The 20,335-nt window shown below is 31.2% G+C and carries 19 protein-coding genes and 1 tRNA gene; 13 read left to right on the top strand and 7 right to left on the bottom strand.

The genetic code is table 11. The annotated features are described in order from the left end of the window. The first annotated feature begins 1 nt into the window (after position 1). From ASC36_RS05860 to ASC36_RS05880, 5 genes are all read left to right on the top strand, one after another. Complete coding sequence (locus tag ASC36_RS05860; protein ID WP_055425561.1) at positions 2 to 550, top strand: serine acetyltransferase; 549 nt, start codon at positions 2 to 4, stop codon at positions 548 to 550. After that, complete coding sequence (locus tag ASC36_RS05865; protein ID WP_055425562.1) at positions 551 to 1,624, top strand: glycosyltransferase; 1,074 nt, start codon at positions 551 to 553, stop codon at positions 1,622 to 1,624. It begins immediately after the preceding gene. Positions 1,625 to 1,729: 105 nt separating this feature from the next. Further along, positions 1,730 to 2,650 carry a dimethylarginine dimethylaminohydrolase family protein gene (locus ASC36_RS05870; protein ID WP_055425563.1) on the top strand — a complete coding sequence of 307 codons (921 nt, stop codon included), beginning with the start codon at positions 1,730 to 1,732 and terminating at the stop codon, positions 2,648 to 2,650. A 25-nt stretch (positions 2,651 to 2,675) separates the two neighbouring features. After that, a complete protein-coding gene (ctlX, locus tag ASC36_RS05875; RefSeq protein WP_245630747.1) occupies positions 2,676 to 3,587 on the top strand; it encodes a citrulline utilization hydrolase CtlX in 912 nt (303 codons plus the stop codon). 72 nt (positions 3,588 to 3,659) lie between these two features. Next, a tRNA-Met gene (locus ASC36_RS05880) sits at positions 3,660 to 3,733 on the top strand. 171 nt (positions 3,734 to 3,904) lie between these two features. Here the strand turns inward: ASC36_RS05880 and ASC36_RS05885 are convergent. The 3 genes from ASC36_RS05885 to ASC36_RS05895 form a co-directional block, all read right to left on the bottom strand. Next, entirely contained in the window at positions 3,905 to 4,144 is a 240-nt protein-coding gene (locus ASC36_RS05885) for a hypothetical protein (protein WP_055425565.1), read from the bottom strand. A 262-nt stretch (positions 4,145 to 4,406) separates the two neighbouring features. After that, complete coding sequence (locus ASC36_RS05890) at positions 4,407 to 4,799, bottom strand: hypothetical protein (RefSeq protein WP_055425566.1); 393 nt, start codon at positions 4,797 to 4,799, stop codon at positions 4,407 to 4,409. 128 nt (positions 4,800 to 4,927) lie between these two features. Next, positions 4,928 to 5,134: a hypothetical protein gene (locus tag ASC36_RS05895; RefSeq protein ID WP_055425567.1), complete on the bottom strand. Its 207-nt coding sequence runs from the start codon at positions 5,132 to 5,134 to the stop codon at positions 4,928 to 4,930. Between the two features lie 592 nt (positions 5,135 to 5,726). On the opposite strand from ASC36_RS05895, the gene ASC36_RS05900 reads away from it, so the two are divergent. Beyond that, positions 5,727 to 6,731, top strand: coding sequence for an acyltransferase family protein (locus ASC36_RS05900; protein WP_055425568.1), 1,005 nt, complete (start codon positions 5,727 to 5,729; stop codon positions 6,729 to 6,731). 228 nt (positions 6,732 to 6,959) lie between these two features. Here the strand turns inward: ASC36_RS05900 and ASC36_RS05905 are convergent, their stop codons facing one another. Continuing rightward, on the bottom strand, positions 6,960 to 7,454 hold the full coding sequence (locus ASC36_RS05905; RefSeq protein ID WP_245630748.1) for a threonine/serine exporter family protein: 495 nt from the start codon (positions 7,452 to 7,454) through the stop codon (positions 6,960 to 6,962). Between the two features lie 52 nt (positions 7,455 to 7,506). Further along, the gene (locus ASC36_RS05910) at positions 7,507 to 8,280 is read right to left on the bottom strand and encodes a threonine/serine exporter family protein (RefSeq protein ID WP_055425569.1); all 774 of its coding nucleotides are present in this window, start codon (positions 8,278 to 8,280) and stop codon (positions 7,507 to 7,509) included. A gap of 181 nt (positions 8,281 to 8,461) precedes the next feature. Here ASC36_RS05910 and ASC36_RS05915 point away from each other — a divergent pair, with 181 nt between their 5' ends. From ASC36_RS05915 to ASC36_RS05930, 4 genes are all read left to right on the top strand, one after another. Then, a complete protein-coding gene (locus ASC36_RS05915; RefSeq protein WP_082435413.1) occupies positions 8,462 to 9,040 on the top strand; it encodes a DUF4136 domain-containing protein in 579 nt (192 codons plus the stop codon). Between the two features lie 475 nt (positions 9,041 to 9,515). Beyond that, positions 9,516 to 10,859, top strand: a complete 1,344-nt coding sequence (locus ASC36_RS05920; RefSeq protein WP_055425571.1) for a sugar porter family MFS transporter — start codon at positions 9,516 to 9,518, stop codon at positions 10,857 to 10,859. Positions 10,860 to 10,878: 19 nt separating this feature from the next. Further along, positions 10,879 to 11,886: a LacI family DNA-binding transcriptional regulator gene (locus tag ASC36_RS05925; RefSeq protein ID WP_055425572.1), complete on the top strand. Its 1,008-nt coding sequence runs from the start codon at positions 10,879 to 10,881 to the stop codon at positions 11,884 to 11,886. A gap of 13 nt (positions 11,887 to 11,899) precedes the next feature. After that, complete coding sequence (locus tag ASC36_RS05930) at positions 11,900 to 12,844, top strand: carbohydrate kinase family protein (protein ID WP_055425573.1); 945 nt, start codon at positions 11,900 to 11,902, stop codon at positions 12,842 to 12,844. A 103-nt stretch (positions 12,845 to 12,947) separates the two neighbouring features. Here ASC36_RS05930 and ASC36_RS05935 read toward each other — a convergent pair whose 3' ends face one another. Beyond that, a complete protein-coding gene (locus tag ASC36_RS05935; protein WP_055425574.1) occupies positions 12,948 to 14,585 on the bottom strand; it encodes a fumarate hydratase in 1,638 nt (545 codons plus the stop codon). Between the two features lie 275 nt (positions 14,586 to 14,860). Beyond that, positions 14,861 to 17,053 (bottom strand): glutamine synthetase III family protein, encoded by a 2,193-nt coding sequence (locus ASC36_RS05940; RefSeq protein WP_055425575.1) that lies wholly within the window; start codon positions 17,051 to 17,053, stop codon positions 14,861 to 14,863. Between the two features lie 601 nt (positions 17,054 to 17,654). On the opposite strand from ASC36_RS05940, the gene ASC36_RS05945 reads away from it, so the two are divergent. The 3 genes from ASC36_RS05945 (at position 17,655) to ASC36_RS10675 (ending at position 19,778) form a co-directional block, all read left to right on the top strand. Continuing rightward, positions 17,655 to 18,638 (top strand): aldo/keto reductase, encoded by a 984-nt coding sequence (locus ASC36_RS05945; protein ID WP_055425576.1) that lies wholly within the window; start codon positions 17,655 to 17,657, stop codon positions 18,636 to 18,638. 16 nt (positions 18,639 to 18,654) lie between these two features. Continuing rightward, positions 18,655 to 19,374, top strand: a complete 720-nt coding sequence (locus tag ASC36_RS05950; protein ID WP_055425577.1) for a 3-ketoacyl-ACP reductase — start codon at positions 18,655 to 18,657, stop codon at positions 19,372 to 19,374. A gap of 137 nt (positions 19,375 to 19,511) precedes the next feature. Beyond that, positions 19,512 to 19,778: a hypothetical protein gene (locus ASC36_RS10675; protein WP_141656212.1), complete on the top strand. Its 267-nt coding sequence runs from the start codon at positions 19,512 to 19,514 to the stop codon at positions 19,776 to 19,778. Positions 19,779 to 20,335: the final 557 nt, after the last annotated feature.

Here is a 20,335-nt window from a genome sequence, read left to right on the forward strand (position 1 = left end):
AATGTCCAATTCCCAGATACAAAAAGATTATTACAGAATATATGGAAAATGGCCGGGAAAATTTTTTGGAAAATCCCTAATGAATCCTAATTTTCGATATATATATTTTTTAAGAAAAGCTTCCATACACAAAAAAAAATCATTTTTAGGCTTACTGTATCGAGCAATTTTATACCATTACCAAACTAAATACGGGTTTCAGATATACCCGGAAACACAAATAGGAGAAGGTTTTTACCTGGGGCATTGGGGAACGGTTATCATAAATCCGGAAGTAAAAATAGGTAGAAACTGTAATATCGCACCGGGTGTTACCATAGGAAAAACAAATAGAGGAAAAAAAGCGGGGGTACCTGTTATAGGGAATGAAGTATGGATCGGTACAAATGCGGTAATTGTTGGTAACATAAGAATAGGAAATAATGTATTGATCGCACCCAACGCATATGTTACAGAAGATATTCCCGATAATTCCATTGCAATTGGAAATGTAGCCCAAGTATGGCCCAATGAAAACGCAACTGAAGGATATATTAGCAATAAAGTGTAAATGAAAACCATACTATTTATACTTCCGGATTTAAACATGGGCGGGGCAGAAAGAATAATTACTTTGCTTATAAATTATTTAGATAAAAAAAAATTTACGCCCAAGCTTCTTCTCATGCGAAGAGAAGGTTATTATCTTGAGCTTTTGGATAAAAACATTGAAATTATAGATATAAAAACCCCACGAATACGAAATGCATTTTTTCCTATTCTTAATGTAATAAGAACTTTAAAGCCGGATATTGTTTTTGGTGGTTGGGGTGAAATTTCAGCCTATTTAGCACCCATAATTCCCTTTTTTCCGAAAGTTCATTTTATTGCCAGAGAAACTAATATAGTGTCACAACATGTAACTCGCCCGGAAATCAAGTTTTTTTATAGATTTTACAACAATTTTCATACTATCATAGCGCAGAGTGACGACATGAAAAATGATCTCATAAATAACCTGAAAATACGAGAAAATAAAATTACAAAAATCAATAATCCAGTGGATGTAGAGGTAATAGAAAAAAAATCACTTGAAACAATGATTTATCCCTTTTCCGAAGGTTATAAAAATGTACTTGCTATAGGTAACCTTTCCTATCGAAAAGGCTTTGATAATCTTTTAAAAGTTTTTTCACATCTTAAAGGTGAAAATATATTTTTGTATATAATAGGAGAGGGGGATGATAAAGAAAAACTGGTAGAATTAAAAGAAACATTACTAATAGAAAATGTTAAATTTTTAGGTAAAATTACTAATCCCTATCCCTATTTAAAAAATGCAGATTTATTTATCCTCTCTTCCCGGTATGAAGGATTTCCAAATGTATTGTTGGAAGCCGGAGCTACCGGCACATTTTCTCTAGCAAATAATTGTAAAGGAGGGATAAATGAAATAATTGAAGAAAATGTCAATGGAAAGATTTTATCCATTGAAGATCATAAAAATTTTGCAGAGCAGATAAAAATAACCCTAAACCAGAAACATGATGAAAATCGTATAAATAAATCCATAAAAAACAGATTTTCAAAAGAAATTATTATTAAGCAATATGAAAAAATTTTTGGAGCTACGAAATCTAATTAAGAAGAATAAACTCTGTTAAGATAAAGGAAAATATATTAAAAATAAATTTTAAATAATTTTGAATTACCTTTGATTTTTTTAAAACAATTAACTAGATGAAATATTATGCAGCTTAATATACAAAATGAAACATCCAAGCTGAAAGTTGTTGTTCTTGGTCAACCTTGTTCCATGGGAAAAACACCGGAATTAGATGAAACGTATGATGCAAAGTCTTATGAAAATGTAAAAAATCATACTTACCCGGTTGAAGAAGACGTAATTCATGAAATGAAAGAATTTAAAAAAGTCCTTCAGAAATATGATGTTACGGTTTTATCTCCCCAAATTTTAAAAGATTACAATCAGGTATTTGCAAGAGATGTAGCCTTTGTTATAGAAGATAATATCATTATTTCCAATATGATAGCAGATCGAGCAGAAGAGCTGTATGCATATAAAGAAATAGTAAAATCCATATACTTTCAAAATATTTACAATCTACCTAAAAAAGCAAAGGTTGAAGGAGGCGATATCATACCTCATAATGAAGTAGTTTTTTGCGGGGCTTATGAAGGAAAAGATTTTACAAGTATTAAAACAGCAAGAACCAATCCCTATGCCATTGATTACTTAAAAGAATTATATCCGAATAAAACCTTTATAAATTTACCTTTGAAAAAAGATGATAAAAACCCTCGAAATGGAATTTTACATCTGGATTGCACCTTTATGCCGGTAGGAAACAATAAAGCTATTTTGTACAAAGGAGGTTTCACAAATGAAAAAGATTATCATTTCTTACTTGATTTTTTTGGCACAAATAATGTCTTTGAAGTAACTGATGAAGAATTGTATTACATGAATACAAATGTATTTTCCATCTCACCGGAAGTGGTTATTTCGGAAAATAGATTCGAAAGGCTTAATAATTTTCTAGAAAACGAATGGAATATAAAAGTAGAAAAGGTTCCTTATTATGAAATATCAAAAATGGGAGGCCTTCTAAGATGTTCCACCTTACCTTTAATACGTACTGATGAGTAATATTCAAATAACAAATACTGTATTGATGATAGAACCCGTAGCATTTGGGTTTAATCAACAAACCGCAACAAATAATTTCTTCCAACAAAACGATTCAGTTTCCTTAGAATCAATACAAGAAAAAGCATTGGAAGAATTCAGAAATATGGTTGAAAAACTTAGAAAATTCGGAATTAATGTATTAGTTGTTAAAGATACAGAACAACCGCATAAACCAGATTCCATATTTCCAAATAACTGGATTTCTTTCCATTCAGACGGAAAAGTTGTGCTCTATCCTATGTATGCTAAAAATAGAAGAGCGGAAAGAAGGGAAGATATCTTGGATATTATAGAGCAGGAAGGATTTATCATTAACGAAATAATAGATTACAGCAAGGCAGAAGAAGAAGAAATTTTTTTAGAAGGCACCGGAAGCATGGTATTGGATCGTACCCATGAAATAGCCTACGCTGCCATTTCAGAGAGAACCCATGAAGAACTTTTTATAGAGTTTTGTGAAGATTTGGAATTTTCGCCCGTAGTTTTCCATTCTACCCAAGAGAAAGAGGGTAAAAGATATCCGGTGTATCATACCAATGTGATGATGAGCGTTACGGAAGATTTTGCCATACTATGTAAAGAATCTATTCAAGATGCTAAAGAAAGGAAACTGGTAATAGACTTTTTACAAACAACAAAAAAGGAGGTAATTAGTATTTCAGAAGAACAAATGAATCATTTTTTAGGAAATACATTACAATTGGAAAACGATAAAAAAGAAAGATTTTTAGTAATGTCCCATACGGCCTATCAATCATTGAACGCAGGTCAAATAAATGCAATAAATAAATACAGTCAAATATTGGTATTTGATATTCCCACCATTGAAAAATACGGTGGAGGAAGTGTACGATGCATGTTGGCAGAAATATTTTTACCTAGAGCAGAAAGTTAAAAATCTGCTCTTTAAGAATAAATAATTTTGTAAATTAATGAAATCCCGTTATATTTGCACCTCCAATTAATTGGCGAGGTAGCTCAGGTGGTTAGAGCGTTGGATTCATAACCCAAAGGTCGGCAGTTCAAGTCTGCTCCTCGCTACAAAATTATACTCCCCTCATAAGGAATTATGAGGTTTTTTTTATTTAAAATACTTTCGATTTTCTGAACAATAAAACATTCACTGATATTTTTTTGTTATATTTAAAATTTTAAAGTTTCATGATCAGCAAAAAACAGTAACACACCTTCTTAAAATAGAAGCAATAAAATTTATTGATACACTTTACCCTCACATCTCCAAGGAAAGCTTAGAATAGTAGCTTTTTTATGAATATAAAAGACTAATTCCCCTTTTCGTTTAATTAATGTATCCCCCACAGACATATCATCCCTAAATGTTAACCACCAATGCCCGTTATCTTTACAATGACAGGGTTTTCGCGTATTCATATCCACTCCATATAAATCTAAATAAGCTTGACTTGTGGAGGGCTTTTTCTCTAAGATCATAATACATCCAATTTTTTGTCCGATTTATCGTTTTCTTTACAATCAATTTTAAAACAATAACTCAATAAACTAATTCTCGTTAATGAAATAATTATCTTTTTCATTATCTTTTTATTTATTGTTAAACCAATTACCTAATTGACGAATACCATTGCTTAATCTAAAAGTTTCGGATTTAAAAACAGCAACACCCGCTCCGAACCCCAATCCGATATTTATTCCAATAGTTCGTACTCCATTGGATCAAATTTAAGTTTTCCACCTACATTTTTTGCAGACGTTGAATACATATCTCCCACCAAAAAGGATCCTCCCCAGCTAACATTCGTTCCAGCAAGCCCTGCCAAAACACCTTCATTATCCCCATAGTTATCATGAAAAGCAAATTGAGCTTCGGTTTTACTCCCAGTATATTCGGTTTTATTCTCAGGCGGCCTCCTGTTCCCACAACTAAAGCCGCATCGCCGTTGGCTCCCGCAATTCCAATACTGAAGCTAAATGCATCCGGCTTATAAGGACTATATCTTCCATATTGATCACTTGTTACTGCATGGTTGTATGCCCCGGATATACAATCCGGTAAAGAAGAATTATTTCCCACCACTTCAACAGGGTCAAGGTCGGTATAATTAATTTGGTTTCTGCCATAATCCATATCATAGTTGGTACCGTTAACCCTCGCCAATAGCCTCCGCCATTCTTCTCAGGTGTCCAAGACCATGTCCCCATATCGTCGGTCCATGTTTCGATTTCTAAAAGTCCGTCATTAGCTTATGTTTTTTGCTATCCTTCATTACCGGCAGCGTTCAATTTTATGATCCAATAATCATCCTCTCCACGACATAAATCTTTTTTATCTCTAAAAAATGAAGAATAAGAGCTGCCTCCTAAAATATATCCTCCATCACGAGTCAGATTAATGCTGTATAGATAACCCAAGCGTTCTCCTCCTAATTTTTTTTGCCATTCCAATATCCCGGGAAGGTTCATTTTCCAAAGGAAATAATCTAAACCTGAATTTTTATTTTCAAAAATGAGGATCTGAAAGTTCTGATAAGTGTGATAAAGAACTGACTGCTAACAAAAAACCATGATCCGGAGTTGATGTCATATCAAAAAGATAATCACCTTGTTTTCCGCCAATACTTTGTTGCCACCGTATTTTTTGGGAAAAGACAGGAGTTCAAGAAAAAAGAAATAAAAAAAATAAACAAGAAATAATACTGATCTTATATAAAAATAAAAAAAAATCATACTATAGTTAGTTATATATTATAAGTAAAAATATATGTTTTTTTAACATAAATTGAACTATTCATTATCTTTAACACATAATTATAACATGAATTGCATTAACATTTTATATGTATATTTGAGCAACTTTTAAAAATAGAAGTTGATTGAAATTTAAATATATTTAGTAAATGAGATAGTATTTTGTTTATATTTATATGGGCCTGATGAAGTTTTATAACTATTATATATAGTATAAAGGTTTATATAAAAAAACAACGATATATATTTTATAAGTAGTTCATATATTTTAATATATAAATAGTTTTATCATTAATTAATTTTTTTTATGGAAAGGAATAAATCTTTAGATTCCGCTAAGTTCATTTTAATATTTTTTGTTGTATTAGCGCATACCTGTGAATATGACTTATTTACATCAAAAATTAAACTGTCAATTTACATTTTTTCATCAATCTATACGATACCCTTATTTATTATTATTTCCGGTTATTTTTCTAAAAATTTAACGTGGGATAAGTATAAAAAATTTTTCTTAGGCTTTATTTTAGTTTATTATTTGTTCCAGCTTATCTATTCAATCCCCTCCATGTTGTCCGGACATTTTAATATAATAAGATACATTCTGTTACCAATAGGCCCCCTATGGTATATCATGGGATTATTAGCGTGGAGATATCTTATAGTACTAATAAGAAAGTATAATATTCCTGCATCGGTCAGCTTTATAATTTCAATTATAATTTCTTTAGCAGTCGGGTTCATAAAGATTGACCCAATGTTGCATCCCGATTATGTTTCGGCATTGAGAGTATTGGTCTTTATTCCACATTTTTTCGTAGGATATTATGCTCCACAGGATATATGGTATAGAATAAAAAATGTTAAAAAAATATACTCCATAGCTTTTTTTGTGATTTTTGGTATTTGGGTATGTTTATATGGAACAAGTTATCATGCATTTACTACGTTTGGAGGTTATTCCTATAGTGTATTTCCAACCATTACCGATGGATTAATTCAAAGATTGATATTTATTATATTTGCTGTTATAAGCTCAGCAGCATTTTATAATATTATACCGGATACGTTCTATAAATTTGGATCTGCCAGCTTGGGAATACTTTTATTGCATATTTTAATTGTATATCCGTTATATTGGGGTGTTATCACTAAACATTTTAACCATATAAGTATTATAGTTGATATTATAGCTGCTATAATTATTACATTTATATGTATGTTTTTAACAAAACTTAAATTTATACAACTTATAATGAACCCTTCGAAATTAATTGAAATGATCTTTACTAAAAATACAATTAAAAAATAAAGGGAGGAATATTAAAAAATTAAAAAAAACAATCGTATAAAATTACACGATTGTTTTTTTTAATTTAAATAATATAAATTTGAAATGACTATAAGAAAATGGTGTACCCGTAAATTAAACCATTAAACAATATTCTTTCAATTTTTCCTAATTATTATAAGTCGATCATGATGAAATTAATTAAAAATTAACAACATAGAAATTATTTAATTTGTCGAAAAGCTTCTTTTATTCGTTTTTCTTTTTAATATGAACCCATTTCTTAAATAATAATAGATTAAGATTTGTTTGTTTTACAGATCTGGTTTTAAAAATTAATAAAGGAAAAACAACTCCAAAAGCAAGTGATAGTAAAGTAAATCCGGTACGAGTAGCTTTTTCAAGCATTTCAACTAAATAGTTAAACTGTAGAGGTTCTCCTTCTTTTAAGATCATAACTTCAATTAGAGAAATCATAAATTCGTATCCCATTTTACCGGGAATTATGTTAATAACAGCAGGAATAGTAAACACAATGGGAGGGGTGTGCACTTTATGAGCAAAATATACTCCGGATATACCCACTAAGCTCGCAGCAGCAAAACTTGAAAATACAATCTGATTTTCACAATAACGTAATAAAAGGGCGCGGCAGCTGAAACCCAATCCTCCTAACAGAGCCACCACCCACATAGAACGATAAGGGGTTCTAAAAATAACTGCGAAGCCTATTGATACCCACATAGACCAAAATATTTTCTCCCAAATAGTGACATGTTCACAAACTGTAAAAAAATTAATTAAATCCATATCCAAATAAAAATAATGATAAAAAAAGACCCATAGCGATAACAAAAATTAACATCGACCCATGTATTCCCCTTGCAATACCCTGAGAAACATATCCTTCTAAAATATCTATAAATGAATTGATTAAAGGAACTCCCGGTATTAAAAATAAAACGCTGGCAGCAAAAGCACTTTTAAGTTCAAGTCCAGTGATTAATCGAAAAATATTTACCACGGATACGGCCGTAAAAGAAGCAATTGTAAAAATTATAAAAATGTTGAATTTTTTTTGAGTTAAAAATTGTCTGACAAGTATTCCTAATACCGTTGCAAGGAAAGTAATAAAAAACTCAAGCCAACTTCCATTGAGTATTCGACATAAACTGGCTCCTGCAAGACCGACAAAAATCCAGATGGCAGGTTTCGGATAATGATTAATTTTTTTTATAGAATTAAATTGTCTATTTACAGAATTTACATTCATATGTTCGTGGATAACCTGCCACGATAAAATACTTATCTCGGAAACAATTTCAAAATTAACTCCTATATGAGGAATAGCACGAACAATAGTGTGCATTTCATGAGTTTTTTTATCTCTCACACTTAACACAATGCCCGATAGTGAAAAAAATAAATCTGCTTCATAGCCGAGTGCTCCGGCTATTCTTTGAGTGTTTTTTAATGTTCGCGAAGTATTTGCACCATTCATGATAAGGCTTATAGCAATATCAGAAATTACTTCACTTACAAATTTTATTTCAATGGAAGTATCAGTCATAAAGAAGTATTAATTAACAGGTGTAAAATTATAACAAGGAAGTAAAGTTTTAAGATAAAATAACGTAAACCTGATAACAATCACATAAATTATGCTTATTTTGAATAAGTACGTACGTATTGATTAAAATAATAGTAAATTTGTTAACGTAAATTATGTTGAATATAAATTATTATATTTTATGAAATCTCATGGGCTGTTTTTCATTTTCTTAATTATGTTGGTTTCATGTCAAACCAATAATCTTTCCGTAGATTATGATTCAGGATATAATTTTTCTAAAGTTAAAAAGTATAATTATTATGCAGATAATAAAATTAAATTAAATAATAAAATTGACAGTGCTAATTTTATTAAAAACCTGGATGCTGTTTTACACTCCAAGGGATTAATAAAAGATGTAGATAATCCGGATGTTTTTGTTGCTGTTGAGGTTTATAATGAACTTGCACAGCCCACAAACAGTTCTGTCAATGTTGGAATTGGAGGAGGCAGTGGTTGGTTTGGGTTGGGAACCAATGTTGACATTCCCATAAAAAATAATAAGAGAATTGTGGATTATTCGTTCAAGATAGATTTTGATGATGCAATAACAAAGAATTTAGTATGGACATCCAAAGTAGTTGATTCAAAATCGTATAATTCATCTCCTGCTGAGAGAGCTTCGTTTTATAATTCATCCATTAATTTATTGTTTAAGAAATATCCGCCTAAGAAAACAAACAAAATAAAACCAAGTAAAAGAAACTATTATAATTAATAAAAAAACTTTAAAAACTTCAAAATTTAAAGGATGGCTAAAACTTTTGAGTAAAAGTAAAGTTAGAATATGCATAAAAATCTTTTATTACCTAATAATATAATGATAATGGAATGCTTGGTCCAAAATTGATAGCTTGTTAAGGTATAAGAACCAATTAAAAACTTATAATTGGATTTAAGTTTTTAGTAGTTACGGCGTATAAAAATTATCTAGCTAAAAAATCTTTTCTATATTTTAAAGAATTTTTCTAATTTAAGAAAATTTAATTTTAAATTTCTTACCATTTAATATTTATTTAAATGTATGTTTGAATCAATTGAAAACAATTTGATACATAATCTCATAAAATCAAATTCAGAGACTATAATGATTTGCAACCCCTTGATATGATATAATTCATTTGTAATAAAATTATTTAATCGATTAAATAGTAATAAATTTACGACATCAAACCACAAATATAAAATGTAATATGAACACAAATTATCTTTATTGGATTACTTTTGTTGCAATAAACGGAGGCCTTTTATTCGGGTTAAATATGGCAGGAATTGCAGGAGCTAATGATCTCATTAAGCAAGACTTCAGCTTAAGCGATAGCGGTTTAGGTACTGTTGCCAGTTTTTTAATGATCGGATGTTTAATTGGAGCTTTTTTTACAGGTAGTATCGCTGAAAAATACGGTCGTAAGAATGTTATGATCATAACAGCAGTCCTATATATAATTTCATCATTAGGTTGTGCCTTTGCTACAAGTTTTATAGGATTAACTATTTTCAGAGTTCTTTCCGGTTTTGCTGTAGGTGCTACCTCAGTAGTAGGCCCCATGTATATTTCAGAAATTTCCCCTGCCCATAAAAGAGGTACTTTAGTATCATTTAATCAATTTGCAATAACTATAGGTATTTTTTTAGCCTATGTTTTTGATTATTTCCTGATTAACTTAGGACCTGATAGTTGGAGATATATGTTGGGTGTTCCTGCAATATTTGGGATCATTTTTTTATTATATTTACTATTTTCTTTTCCTGAAAGTCCACGGTGGTTGTTAGCCAAGGGTAAAAAAGAAGAAGCCATAGTAATTCTCAGCAAAATAGGAGGAGATAGTTACGTTAACAATGAATTGCCGGAAATGGAAAAGTCCATAAATGCGGAAAAAAATAAAGAAAAAACCAATAGTAAAGAATTATTTACAGGAAAAACTGGCAAAATAGTTGCAATAGGAACTCTTATAGCAGCTTTTCAACAGATAACCGGTATAAATGCAGTGTTGATATTTGCTCCGGATATTTTTCGTTCAGCAGGGGTAGGCGGAGATACAGCACTATTACAATCCATGATAGTAGGGATTGTAAACGTATTGATGACCATAGTTGCATTGAAATTAGTGGATTCTAAAGGACGTAAAACCCTTTTATTGTGGGGCGCTTTTGGTATGGCAATTTCTCTAGGATATTTGACATATGCATTCTTACAGGTTGAAAAAAATAGTATGGGAGTTTTAATAGCATTACTAGGTTATATATCCTTTTTCGCAGCTTCATTTGCTCCGGTTATGTGGGTAATCATATCAGAGATTTATCCTAATAGAATTAAAGGTTTAGCCATGTCTTTTTCGACCGCGGTAAGCTGGGGATGTACATTTTTAACGGTATATTTTGCGCCCATAATTCGAGCAAATTTAGGTGATAGTGCTTTATTTGGAATTTTTGGGGTATTTACTGTAATAGCATTTATTTTTGTTAAAATTTGGATTCCGGAAACTAAAGGAAAATCTTTAGAACAAATTGAAAAAGAATTAGGGCTGATAGACTAAGTTATAAAATAAAGCTGCTATGAAAAGAGTGTCAATCAAAGATGTTGCTTTAAAAGCCGGAGTTTCTACCGCATTGGTTTCTTATGTATTGAATGATCGTCATACCAATAGAATAAGTAAACTAACAGCAGAAAAAATAAAAAACGCAGCTAAAGAACTTAATTATCGACCCAATAGTATAGCTAGAAGTCTAAAAGCAAAAAAAACCAATACTATTGCCCTTTTGGTAGCAGATATCGCGAATCCCTTTGCTTCTCAAATAGCAAGGATTATTGAAGATGAGATAAGCATCAAAGGATATGTGATACTGATTGGAAGCTCAGATGAGAACGCAGAAAAATTACATCAGCTAATTGATATTTTTCTTAATAGACAGGTTGATGGTTTTATAATTCTTCCTGTAGAAGGATCGGAAAAGTATATATTGGATTTAGCTAAAACTAAAGCGCCGGTAGTTATAATTGATCGATATTTTAATAATATGGATTTACCGGTAATTACCACTAACAATTATGGGGCTGCCTATCAAGCCACAGAGCATTTAATAAAAAGAGGAAAAAAGAATATTGGCTTATTAACATTTAAAACAGAATTGATTCATTTAAATGAAAGAGTAAATGGTTATAAAAGAGCTGTTTTGGATAAAGGGTTAATTAATAAATCAGAAAATATAAAATACATTAATGAAACAAATATAGATGTAGAAGTTCCCAATGCAATAGATGAATTACTTTCAAACGAAGATAAAATTGATGCATTATTTTTTGCAACAAATAAATTAGCATTGGCAGGGCTTAGAAAATTAATGGTATTAAACATTAAAATTCCGGAAGAGTTAGCTCTAATTACATTTGATGAATCAGAAGCCTTTGATATCTTTAAAGTACCGGTAACCCATATTAAACAACCTTTATATGAAATATCAAAAGAAGCCGTGGAAATAATTACCGGAATGATTGAAGATAAAAATTTAAAATTTAAACCGAGAGTGTACAATTCCAAATTAATAATAAAACAATCTTCTTAAAATAAGAGATATAATGAAAAATAATATGAATACGAAGCCAATCATTTGTTTTGGAGAAATATTATGGGATATATTCCCCTCAGGAAAGAAAATAGGAGGAGCTCCATTTAATGTTGCTTATCATCTTAATAAAATGGGTATTGATGGAAGAATGATTAGTTGTGTAGGAAATGATGAATTAGGCAGAGAATTGCTTACTAAAGTAAAAGAATCATCGATTCCTATTGATGAATGCCAGATAACCGATAAATATGATACTGGTACAGTAATAGCAGAAATAGATAAGAATAACGAAGCTCATTATACCATTGTAGAGCCGGTAGCTTGGGATTTTATAGAATGGAAAGATGAATATGAAAATTTAGTGAAGAATTCACAAGGATTTGTTTTTGGAAGTTTGGGAAGTAGGAATAATTTGTCTAAAAGCACATTATTAAGATTAATCGAAGTGGCACCATATAAAGTTTTTGATATCAATCTTCGACCACCTTACATATCACAGGAATCTATTATCGAATTTATGAAAAAAGCCGATTTAGTTAAGATGAACAAAGCTGAACTAAGGCTTCTTTTAGAATGGTTGGGAAAAGAATACACCTCAGAAGAAGAGGCAGTTAAATATGTTCGTAAAAACTTTTCTTTAGATGGATTAATTGTAACTAAAGGAAGTAAAGGAGCTGTTTATTGTGATCAATATCAATATATATATTCAGAAGCAATACAAGTAGAAATTAAAGATACTGTTGGAAGTGGAGATTCATTTCTGGCGGGATTTTTAGCTAAACGAGCTCAAGGCTTTTCAATTTTAGACTCCATTAAAGAGGCAATAGTTTTAGGTGCATTTATAACTAATCATATAGGGGCATGTCCAGTATACGATTTAGAAGAATTTCAAAAATTTAGAAAGAATAAATCCATAAAAAGCAATACTTTTGTAGAAGATCAAACTATAAACTAGTAAAAGCGTAATAAATATAGGTCTATTAATTTATACCTATGGATCAAGATAAAAAGCAGCTTATATAATTAAGCTGCTTTTTAAATTATAAAGATAAAATTAATTAACAACTACATGGATCATATTTAATTTGATGAAAAAAGTCATTACCCTTGTCGTCCACAAGAATAAAAGCAGGAAAATTTTCCACCTCTATTTTCCAAATAGCTTCCATACCCAGTTCCGGATATTCCAAACATTCTAAGTGTTTAATATTGGTTTGGGCAAGAATAGCTGCAGGTCCCCCTATGCTTCCTAAATAAAAACCACCATATTTATGACAGGCATCTGTAACTTGTTGGCTCCTGTTTCCTTTAGCAATCATAATTAAACTGCCCCCATGGGATTGAAAAGAATCCACATAGGAGTCCATCCTTCCGGCGGTAGTAGGTCCCATTGAACCCGAAGCATACCCGGCAGGTGTTTTTGCCGGTCCGGCATAATAGATAGGATGGTCTTTTATATATTGCGGTAATTCTTCTCCATTATCAAGTTTTTCTTGTAGTTTCGCATGGGCTATATCTCGTCCCACAATAATAGTTCCTGTTAAAGATAAACGAGTAGAAACAGGATAATTGGACAATTCTGTAAGTATTTCTTTCATGGGACGATTCAAATCAATTTTAATTCCTCCTGCTTCTCCCGCTTTTTGATACTGCTCGGGAATTAATCGCGCAGGATTATCTTCCAGTTTTTCAATCCAAATACCGTCTTTATTTATTTTTGCTTTAATATTTCGATCGGCAGAACAAGAAACTCCCATACCTACCGGACAGGATGCGCCATGTCGTGGAAGGCGTATAACTCTGATATCATGGGCGAAAAATTTACCTCCGAATTGTGCCCCTAACCCTAATTCTCGGGTAGCATTCAATAACTTTTTTTCCATTTCGAGATCCCGAAAAGCACGTCCGCCTTCATTTCCTGAAGTTGCCAAATTATCGTAATATTTAGTTGAAGCAAGTTTAACGGTTTTCAGATTGGTTTCTGCAGAAGTTCCGCCAATTACAAAAGCAATATGATAAGGAGGGCAAGCAGCAGTACCTAAGGATTTCATTTTTTCAACTAAAAAAGGAAATAATTTATCGGGATTCAACAGTGCTTTAGTTTCCTGATACAAATAAGTTTTATTTGCCGATCCACCTCCCTTTGCTACAAACAAAAATTTATATTCCTGTCCGTTTACTGCGTATAAATCTATTTGAGCAGGAAGATTGGTTCCTGTATTAATTTCCTTATACATGTCTAAAGGTGCATTTTGAGAGTAACGCAGATTGTCAGAAGTAAATGTATTGTATACACCTTTAGATAGAGCTTCCTCATCATTTCCGCCGGTCCATACCTGTTGACCCTTTTTTCCCATAATAATCGCTGTTCCTGTATCTTGACAAAAAGGAAGAATTCCTTTAGCTGAAATTTCAGAATTTCGTAAGAAGGTAAGAGCCACAAATTTATCATTTTCACTGGCGTCTGGATCTGATAATATACTTGCTACTTGTTTTTGATGTTCCGGTCGAAGTAAAAATTCAACATTATGAAAAGCATGTTGAGCTAAGAGAGTTAAACCTTCCTGCTCAATTTTAAGGATTTCTTTCCCTTCAAATGTAGTGGTTGAAATATAATCTTTAGTTAGTAAATAATATTCTGTTTGATCTTTACCCTGTTCAAAAGTTTCTTGATACTTAAAATCCGGTATTGCCATATAAAGCCTAGTTTTATAAATTTGATAGCGTCAAAAATAGATATTAACAGAATTATAAAACATGACATTTGCCGTTTTTAAAGACTATTATGATATTTATAATCATTATAAATAAAGGAGAAGTTAGTATATAAATAAGTAATTTTATCAATAAGATAATGCCCGGATGGAATTACAAGGTTGGGCAATAAACTGGATAGAAAAAGATAAAAAAGAAAGGGCTGATTTTTCATCGACCCTCTCATATATAATAATTACTAAATAATTTTTATAGATTATTTTAACGTAAAAAGCAATTCTCTATATTTAGTTAATGGCCACATTTCATTATCAATCAACATTTCCAATGCATCAGAATGTTCCCTGATTTTATCAAATAAAGGTTTTACTTTATTACAAAAAGTTTCAGCCTGTTTTGCAGGATCTGAAATTGCAATAGCCTTATCTCTTTCTTTAAACAATTTATCAACCCCGCTTTTAATTTCTGTAATATGAGAAGAAATATTTTTTATAAGATCCAATTGCTCTTTGCACATGGATTTCATTTCATTTTCACCAAAAATATCTTTTAGACCTTTTGCATTTTCAATCAATTTGGTTTGATAATCTACAGCAACAGGAACAATATGATTTCTTGCCATATCTCCTAATACTTTAGCTTCAATAGAGATCATTTTAGAATATTTTTCCAATTTGATTTCATTTCTGGCTTCAATCTCCTTAGGTGTTAAAATATTTAGCTTTTCAAAAGGCTCAATATATTTTTTGTTTAATTCAAATTTCAAAGCTTCAGGAGTAGTTTTTTTATTTTCCAAACCTCTTTTTTCTGCTTCTTTAACCCAATCTTCACTATATCCGTCTCCTTCAAATAAAATATTTCGTGATGCAGTTATATAATCACGAAGAATATTAAATATCGCTTCGTCTTTTTTAAGACCTTTATCAATTAATTCATCCACTTCTTTTTTGAATTTTTGCAATTGATAAGCCATTATTGTATTTAAAACAGTCATAGGCTCACCGCAATTTGCCTGTGATCCCACTGCTCTGAATTCAAATTTATTCCCGGTGAAAGCAAAGGGCGAAGTTCTGTTACGGTCTGTATTATCAAGTAAAAGTTCAGGAATTTTTCCGACAATATTTAATTTTAAATCGGTTTTTTCATCCGGTGAAAGCTTACCTTTGGTGACTTTTTCTAATTCATTTAAAACTGCTGTTAACTGAGATCCTATAAATATAGATATAATGGCAGGAGGAGCTTCATTAGCACCTAATCTATGGTCGTTACCGGCAGATGCAATCGAAGAACGTAATAAGTCACCATAGTCATGCACAGCCTTTATTGTATTGATGAAAAAAGTAAGAAACTGAAGGTTTTTCTTAGGGTTTTTTCCCGGGCTTAATAAGTTTTCACCGGTATCAGTTGAAAGCGACCAGTTATTATGCTTTCCGCTGCCATTAACTCCATCAAACGGCTTTTCATGAAATAATATGTTTAAACCGTGCCTACGGCTTACCTTTTTCATCACATCCATTAATAAAGAGTTATGGTCTACGGCTAAGTTGGCTTCTTCAAATAATGGTGCTAACTCAAATTGATTCGGAGCAACTTCATTATGTCTGGTAGTTACCGGTATACCTAATTTCATACAATCAATTTCCAACTCTTTCATGAAGTTTCTAACGCGAGTGGGAATAGAACCGAAATAATGGTCTTCTAATTGCTGACCCTTAGCAGGAGCATGCCCTTGAAGAGTTCGTCCGGTTAAAACCAAATCAGGACGAGTTTGAAAAAGAGAAGAATCCACTAAAAAATATTCTTGCTCCCAACCGAGAGTTGAATAAACCTTGCTTACGTTTTTATCGAAATATGCTTGGCATACTTCGGTAGCGGCTTCATCTACTGATTGTAATGCTCTTAATAGTGGTGTTTTATAATCTAACGTTTCACCCGTATACGAAACAAAAATAGAGGGGATACATAAGGTTGTATCTATAATAAAAGCCGGTGAAGTTGGATCCCAAGCGGTATAACCTCTAGCTTCAAATGTATTGCGTATACCACCGTTAGGGAAGCTGGAAGCATCAGGTTCTTGTTGAATTAATAAAGAACCGCTGAATCGCTCTATAGCCCGACCTTCTCCTATAGGATTGAAAAAAGAATCGTGCTTTTCAGCTGTTTCACCGGTTAAGGGCTGAAACCAATGGGTATAGTGGGTAGCACCCTTAGACATAGCCCATTCTTTCATTGAAACAGCGACCTGATCCGCAATTTCTCTGGTAATTTTTTTACCATATTTTATGGCATCTAAAATACTTTGATATGCTTCTTTGGTCAGATATTCACGCATGGTGGATTCTGAGAAGACATTTTCACAATATAATTCAGATAATTTTTTTGGAATTTCTATATGTTTAGGTTGCAAATAGGGTAGCCTTTTTAAAGCATAAAAACGTAATGTTGACATAAAATGTGTTTTTTTATAGGGTAAATATAAATATAATATTAAAAAAAATCAAACACCCCCTTAGTTTTTACATATTGTTTAATAAATTAATTAGAAGTTTATGCCTGAAATTTTTGACATATTATCAAAAAAAAAATCCAATTTTATTAAATAAAATAAAATAAACGGTAAATTAGTATTTCATAATAAGAAAGTCATAAAAATGAGATGATAAAAAAATAGTATAATTTTTTATATTCAAAATCATATATTTGATCTTAATGATAAACTAAAAGGAATAAATATTTTGTAAATTATTAAAAAATTAAAAATTTGAATAAGTTGTAAATAGATGATTTGTCCCTTTTTTTAAGAATTGTACTATTAAAATGAAAATAATATTCGTGCTAAAAATTTAGAATATATGAAATAATGTGATAACAAAAATAGAGGAAATTGAATAAGTTAAATTTAGTAAAACTATATAATTGTAAAATTTTTATTTACAAAGTCTTACGTTGGTATAATATTTTCATTATAATCTGAATATATTTTAAAAACCATAAGATTTAAATCATAAAAATAACGACAGTAATTATAATTAATCAAAAACCTAAAAAACATGGAACATAGAAAAATAGGGGATTCAGATTTATCTTTATCGATAATAACTTTCGGAGCTTGGGCTGCCGGAGGATGGATGTGGGGCGGAACAGAAAGAAAAGTGGCAGTAGAAGCTATTAAATCTGCTCATGATGCAGGGATGACATCTATCGATACAGCTCCTATTTACGGCCAAGGGACAAGTGAATCAATAGTAGGAGAAGCTATTAAAGGAATTTCTAGAGATAAGGTCCAAATTTTAACTAAATTTGGAATGCGTTGGGATTTAGCTAAAGGGGATTTAGCGATGCACAGTAAAGACAATTCGGGAAAAGATATCGATATTTATAAATATGCCGGTAAAGAAAGTGTTATATATGAATGTGAACAAAGTTTAAAACGTTTAGGAACCGATTATATCGATTTATACCAACTGCATTGGCCGGAATGTGTTACACCCATTGAAGAAACATTTGAAGCTGTAGCAAAATTAATTGAGCAAGGTAAAGTACGCCATGCTTCTGTATGTAATTGTTCTACCTCTCAGATAGAAGATGCAAATAAGGCATGTAAAATACTTTCCGATCAAGTTCCTTATAGTATGCTAAATCGTAAAATAGAAAAAGATATAGTTCCTTATTGTATTAAAAATAAAAAATCTATCTTAGCTTATAGTCCTATGGAAAGGGGATTGTTAACCGGAAAAATTAAACCGGATCATAAATTTCAAGAAGGAGATGCAAGAAGAGATATGAAAATGTATCAACCGGAAAGTATTAAAAAGATTGGTGATTTTTTGGCTAAAATTAAACCAATTGCGGATGAACAGGGAGCAACTTTAGCTCAATTAGTGCTTAAATGGACTGCTGAGCAACCCGGAATTACTATAGCTTTAGCAGGAGCAAGAAATGCTGAACAAGCTATACAAAATGCAAAAGCTGCCGATATAAAAATAAGTAAAGAACAAATGGATTTTATAGATTCCGAATTAGCAAAGTTATAAAATCATATAAATTATTATGGAAAAGCTGACAGGTAAAAAAGCAATAGTTACTGGAGGTAACAGAGGGTTAGGAAAAGCAGTGGCTTTAGCTTTAGCTGCTGAAGGTGTTGATGTAGCAATTACAGGAAGAGATGAAAAAACAGTAAAGGAGACTGTAAAGGAATTGGAAGGAAAAGGAATAAGAGCTGCATATTCAGTTTTTGACATTTCTAATCAAAAAGAGGTTGAATCAGAAATGGAAAAATTACAAAGCAGTTTTGGATCTTTTGATATTTTGATAAATAATGCGGGAATTTCGGCATTTCAAGGTTTTTTGGAGATGCCTGTTGATAAGTGGAAAAGTATTGTACAAACCAATCTTTTTGGACCCTATTTTATGTCAAGAGCAGTTTTACCTGCTATGATTGAAAAAAAGGGGGGAGACATTATTAACGTTTCATCGACGGCAGGTTTAAAGGGGGGAGCAAACACTTCAGCATATAGTGTTTCTAAAGCCGGTTTAATCTCCTTGTCAGAATCATTGATGTATGAAATGAGGAAGCATAATATAAGAGTAACAACTCTTACTCCAAGTACTATTGCATCAGACATGTCTGTAAAATTATTAAAAATTACGGATGGTAATCCGGAAAAAGTGCTACAGCCGGATGATTTTGCAGAATTAGTTATAGATATTCTTAAATTAAATAAACGAGCTTTGTTGGCAAATGCTTCATTATGGTCTACCAATCCTTAAAATTTTAAACTTATAGATAAAGTCCGGCTATTAACTTCGGACTTTATTTTTAATATAAATATATGAATGTATTTAATTCAAGTAAAATATTGGAAGTGGATAGTGGATATGCTTAAAAAGAAGGATATGAGGTTAACATGTGGGCTTGTTCAGATCCTATTTCACTTGATCAAGTAATTGATAAATGTAAATTGTTAGGGCATACCTGTCGTAAATATTCCGGATGTAGTTACTTAGTAATGCAATATAAGTCATTACTCACCTATTGCTGTTGGATGTTTTTAAAAAAAACTTTTTTTAATAACCGAATAAAACTTGAAGCCGGTTTTTTTATACGTAAAGTATTTAGGACAAGAATTGAATGGAAAAAAATGGGATATTGGATATGGGTGTATAGGTATTAAAATAGCTAAAGCTGTAAAGATGCTTATGGGATGAGAAATTTATAGTTATCGGCATTAACAAAAGTATGTTGAAAAAGACCTTAGAGCATATGATATTTCTTTCGATAAATTATTGGAACAATCAGAGGTAATAAGATTACATATACGTTTAACAGATGAAATAAAGGAATTTTTTTAATGTTGAAGCATTATATAAAATGAAAAGAACTTTTTATTCTAATAAATACAACAAAAGGCTCTACAATTAATGAAAGTGATTTAACAAATGCGATTAAAGAAGAAGAAATTTGGTAGTTGGATTGGATGAAACTGATTCCGAAGTAACCCACCAAAGTGTATAATCCATTATTAAAAAAGGAAAATGTTACGATTACTACTTATAATATCGTACATGCAACTATAAAAGTACGGAATGCTGTGTCAGTTCTTTGTGCTGCAAATGTTATTTCCGATTAAAAAGATAAAAATTACCTTGCATAGTTAATCCGGAAGTATATAAATAAAATTAAAAATAGAAGAAATTTAATGATTCCTATTCATATAAATGAATGATTAAA

This window comes from Apibacter mensalis (assembly GCF_001418685.1).
In the GTDB taxonomy this organism is placed as follows: domain Bacteria; phylum Bacteroidota; class Bacteroidia; order Flavobacteriales; family Weeksellaceae; genus Apibacter; species Apibacter mensalis.

Coding starts and splice junctions, on each gene's coding strand:
- ASC36_RS05865 (WP_055425562.1), top strand. CDS start 551: ATGAAAACCATACTATTTATACTTCCGGATTTAAACATGGGCGGGGCA.
- ASC36_RS05925 (WP_055425572.1), top strand. CDS start 10,879: ATGAAAAGAGTGTCAATCAAAGATGTTGCTTTAAAAGCCGGAGTTTCT.
- ASC36_RS10675 (WP_141656212.1), top strand. CDS start 19,512: ATGTGGGCTTGTTCAGATCCTATTTCACTTGATCAAGTAATTGATAAA.
- ASC36_RS05915 (WP_082435413.1), top strand. CDS start 8,462: ATGAAATCTCATGGGCTGTTTTTCATTTTCTTAATTATGTTGGTTTCA.
- ASC36_RS05885 (WP_055425565.1), bottom strand. CDS start 4,144: ATGATCTTAGAGAAAAAGCCCTCCACAAGTCAAGCTTATTTAGATTTA.
- ASC36_RS05920 (WP_055425571.1), top strand. CDS start 9,516: ATGAACACAAATTATCTTTATTGGATTACTTTTGTTGCAATAAACGGA.
- ASC36_RS05905 (WP_245630748.1), bottom strand. CDS start 7,454: ATGTGGGTATCAATAGGCTTCGCAGTTATTTTTAGAACCCCTTATCGT.
- ASC36_RS05945 (WP_055425576.1), top strand. CDS start 17,655: ATGGAACATAGAAAAATAGGGGATTCAGATTTATCTTTATCGATAATA.
- ASC36_RS05900 (WP_055425568.1), top strand. CDS start 5,727: ATGGAAAGGAATAAATCTTTAGATTCCGCTAAGTTCATTTTAATATTT.
- ASC36_RS05940 (WP_055425575.1), bottom strand. CDS start 17,053: ATGTCAACATTACGTTTTTATGCTTTAAAAAGGCTACCCTATTTGCAA.
- ASC36_RS05910 (WP_055425569.1), bottom strand. CDS start 8,280: ATGACTGATACTTCCATTGAAATAAAATTTGTAAGTGAAGTAATTTCT.
- ASC36_RS05860 (WP_055425561.1), top strand. CDS start 2: ATGTCCAATTCCCAGATACAAAAAGATTATTACAGAATATATGGAAAA.
- ASC36_RS05895 (WP_055425567.1), bottom strand. CDS start 5,134: ATGAACCTTCCCGGGATATTGGAATGGCAAAAAAAATTAGGAGGAGAA.
- ASC36_RS05950 (WP_055425577.1), top strand. CDS start 18,655: ATGGAAAAGCTGACAGGTAAAAAAGCAATAGTTACTGGAGGTAACAGA.
- ctlX (WP_245630747.1), top strand. CDS start 2,676: ATGATAGAACCCGTAGCATTTGGGTTTAATCAACAAACCGCAACAAAT.
- ASC36_RS05935 (WP_055425574.1), bottom strand. CDS start 14,585: ATGGCAATACCGGATTTTAAGTATCAAGAAACTTTTGAACAGGGTAAA.
- ASC36_RS05890 (WP_055425566.1), bottom strand. CDS start 4,799: ATGGATTATGGCAGAAACCAAATTAATTATACCGACCTTGACCCTGTT.
- ASC36_RS05930 (WP_055425573.1), top strand. CDS start 11,900: ATGAAAAATAATATGAATACGAAGCCAATCATTTGTTTTGGAGAAATA.
- ASC36_RS05870 (WP_055425563.1), top strand. CDS start 1,730: ATGCAGCTTAATATACAAAATGAAACATCCAAGCTGAAAGTTGTTGTT.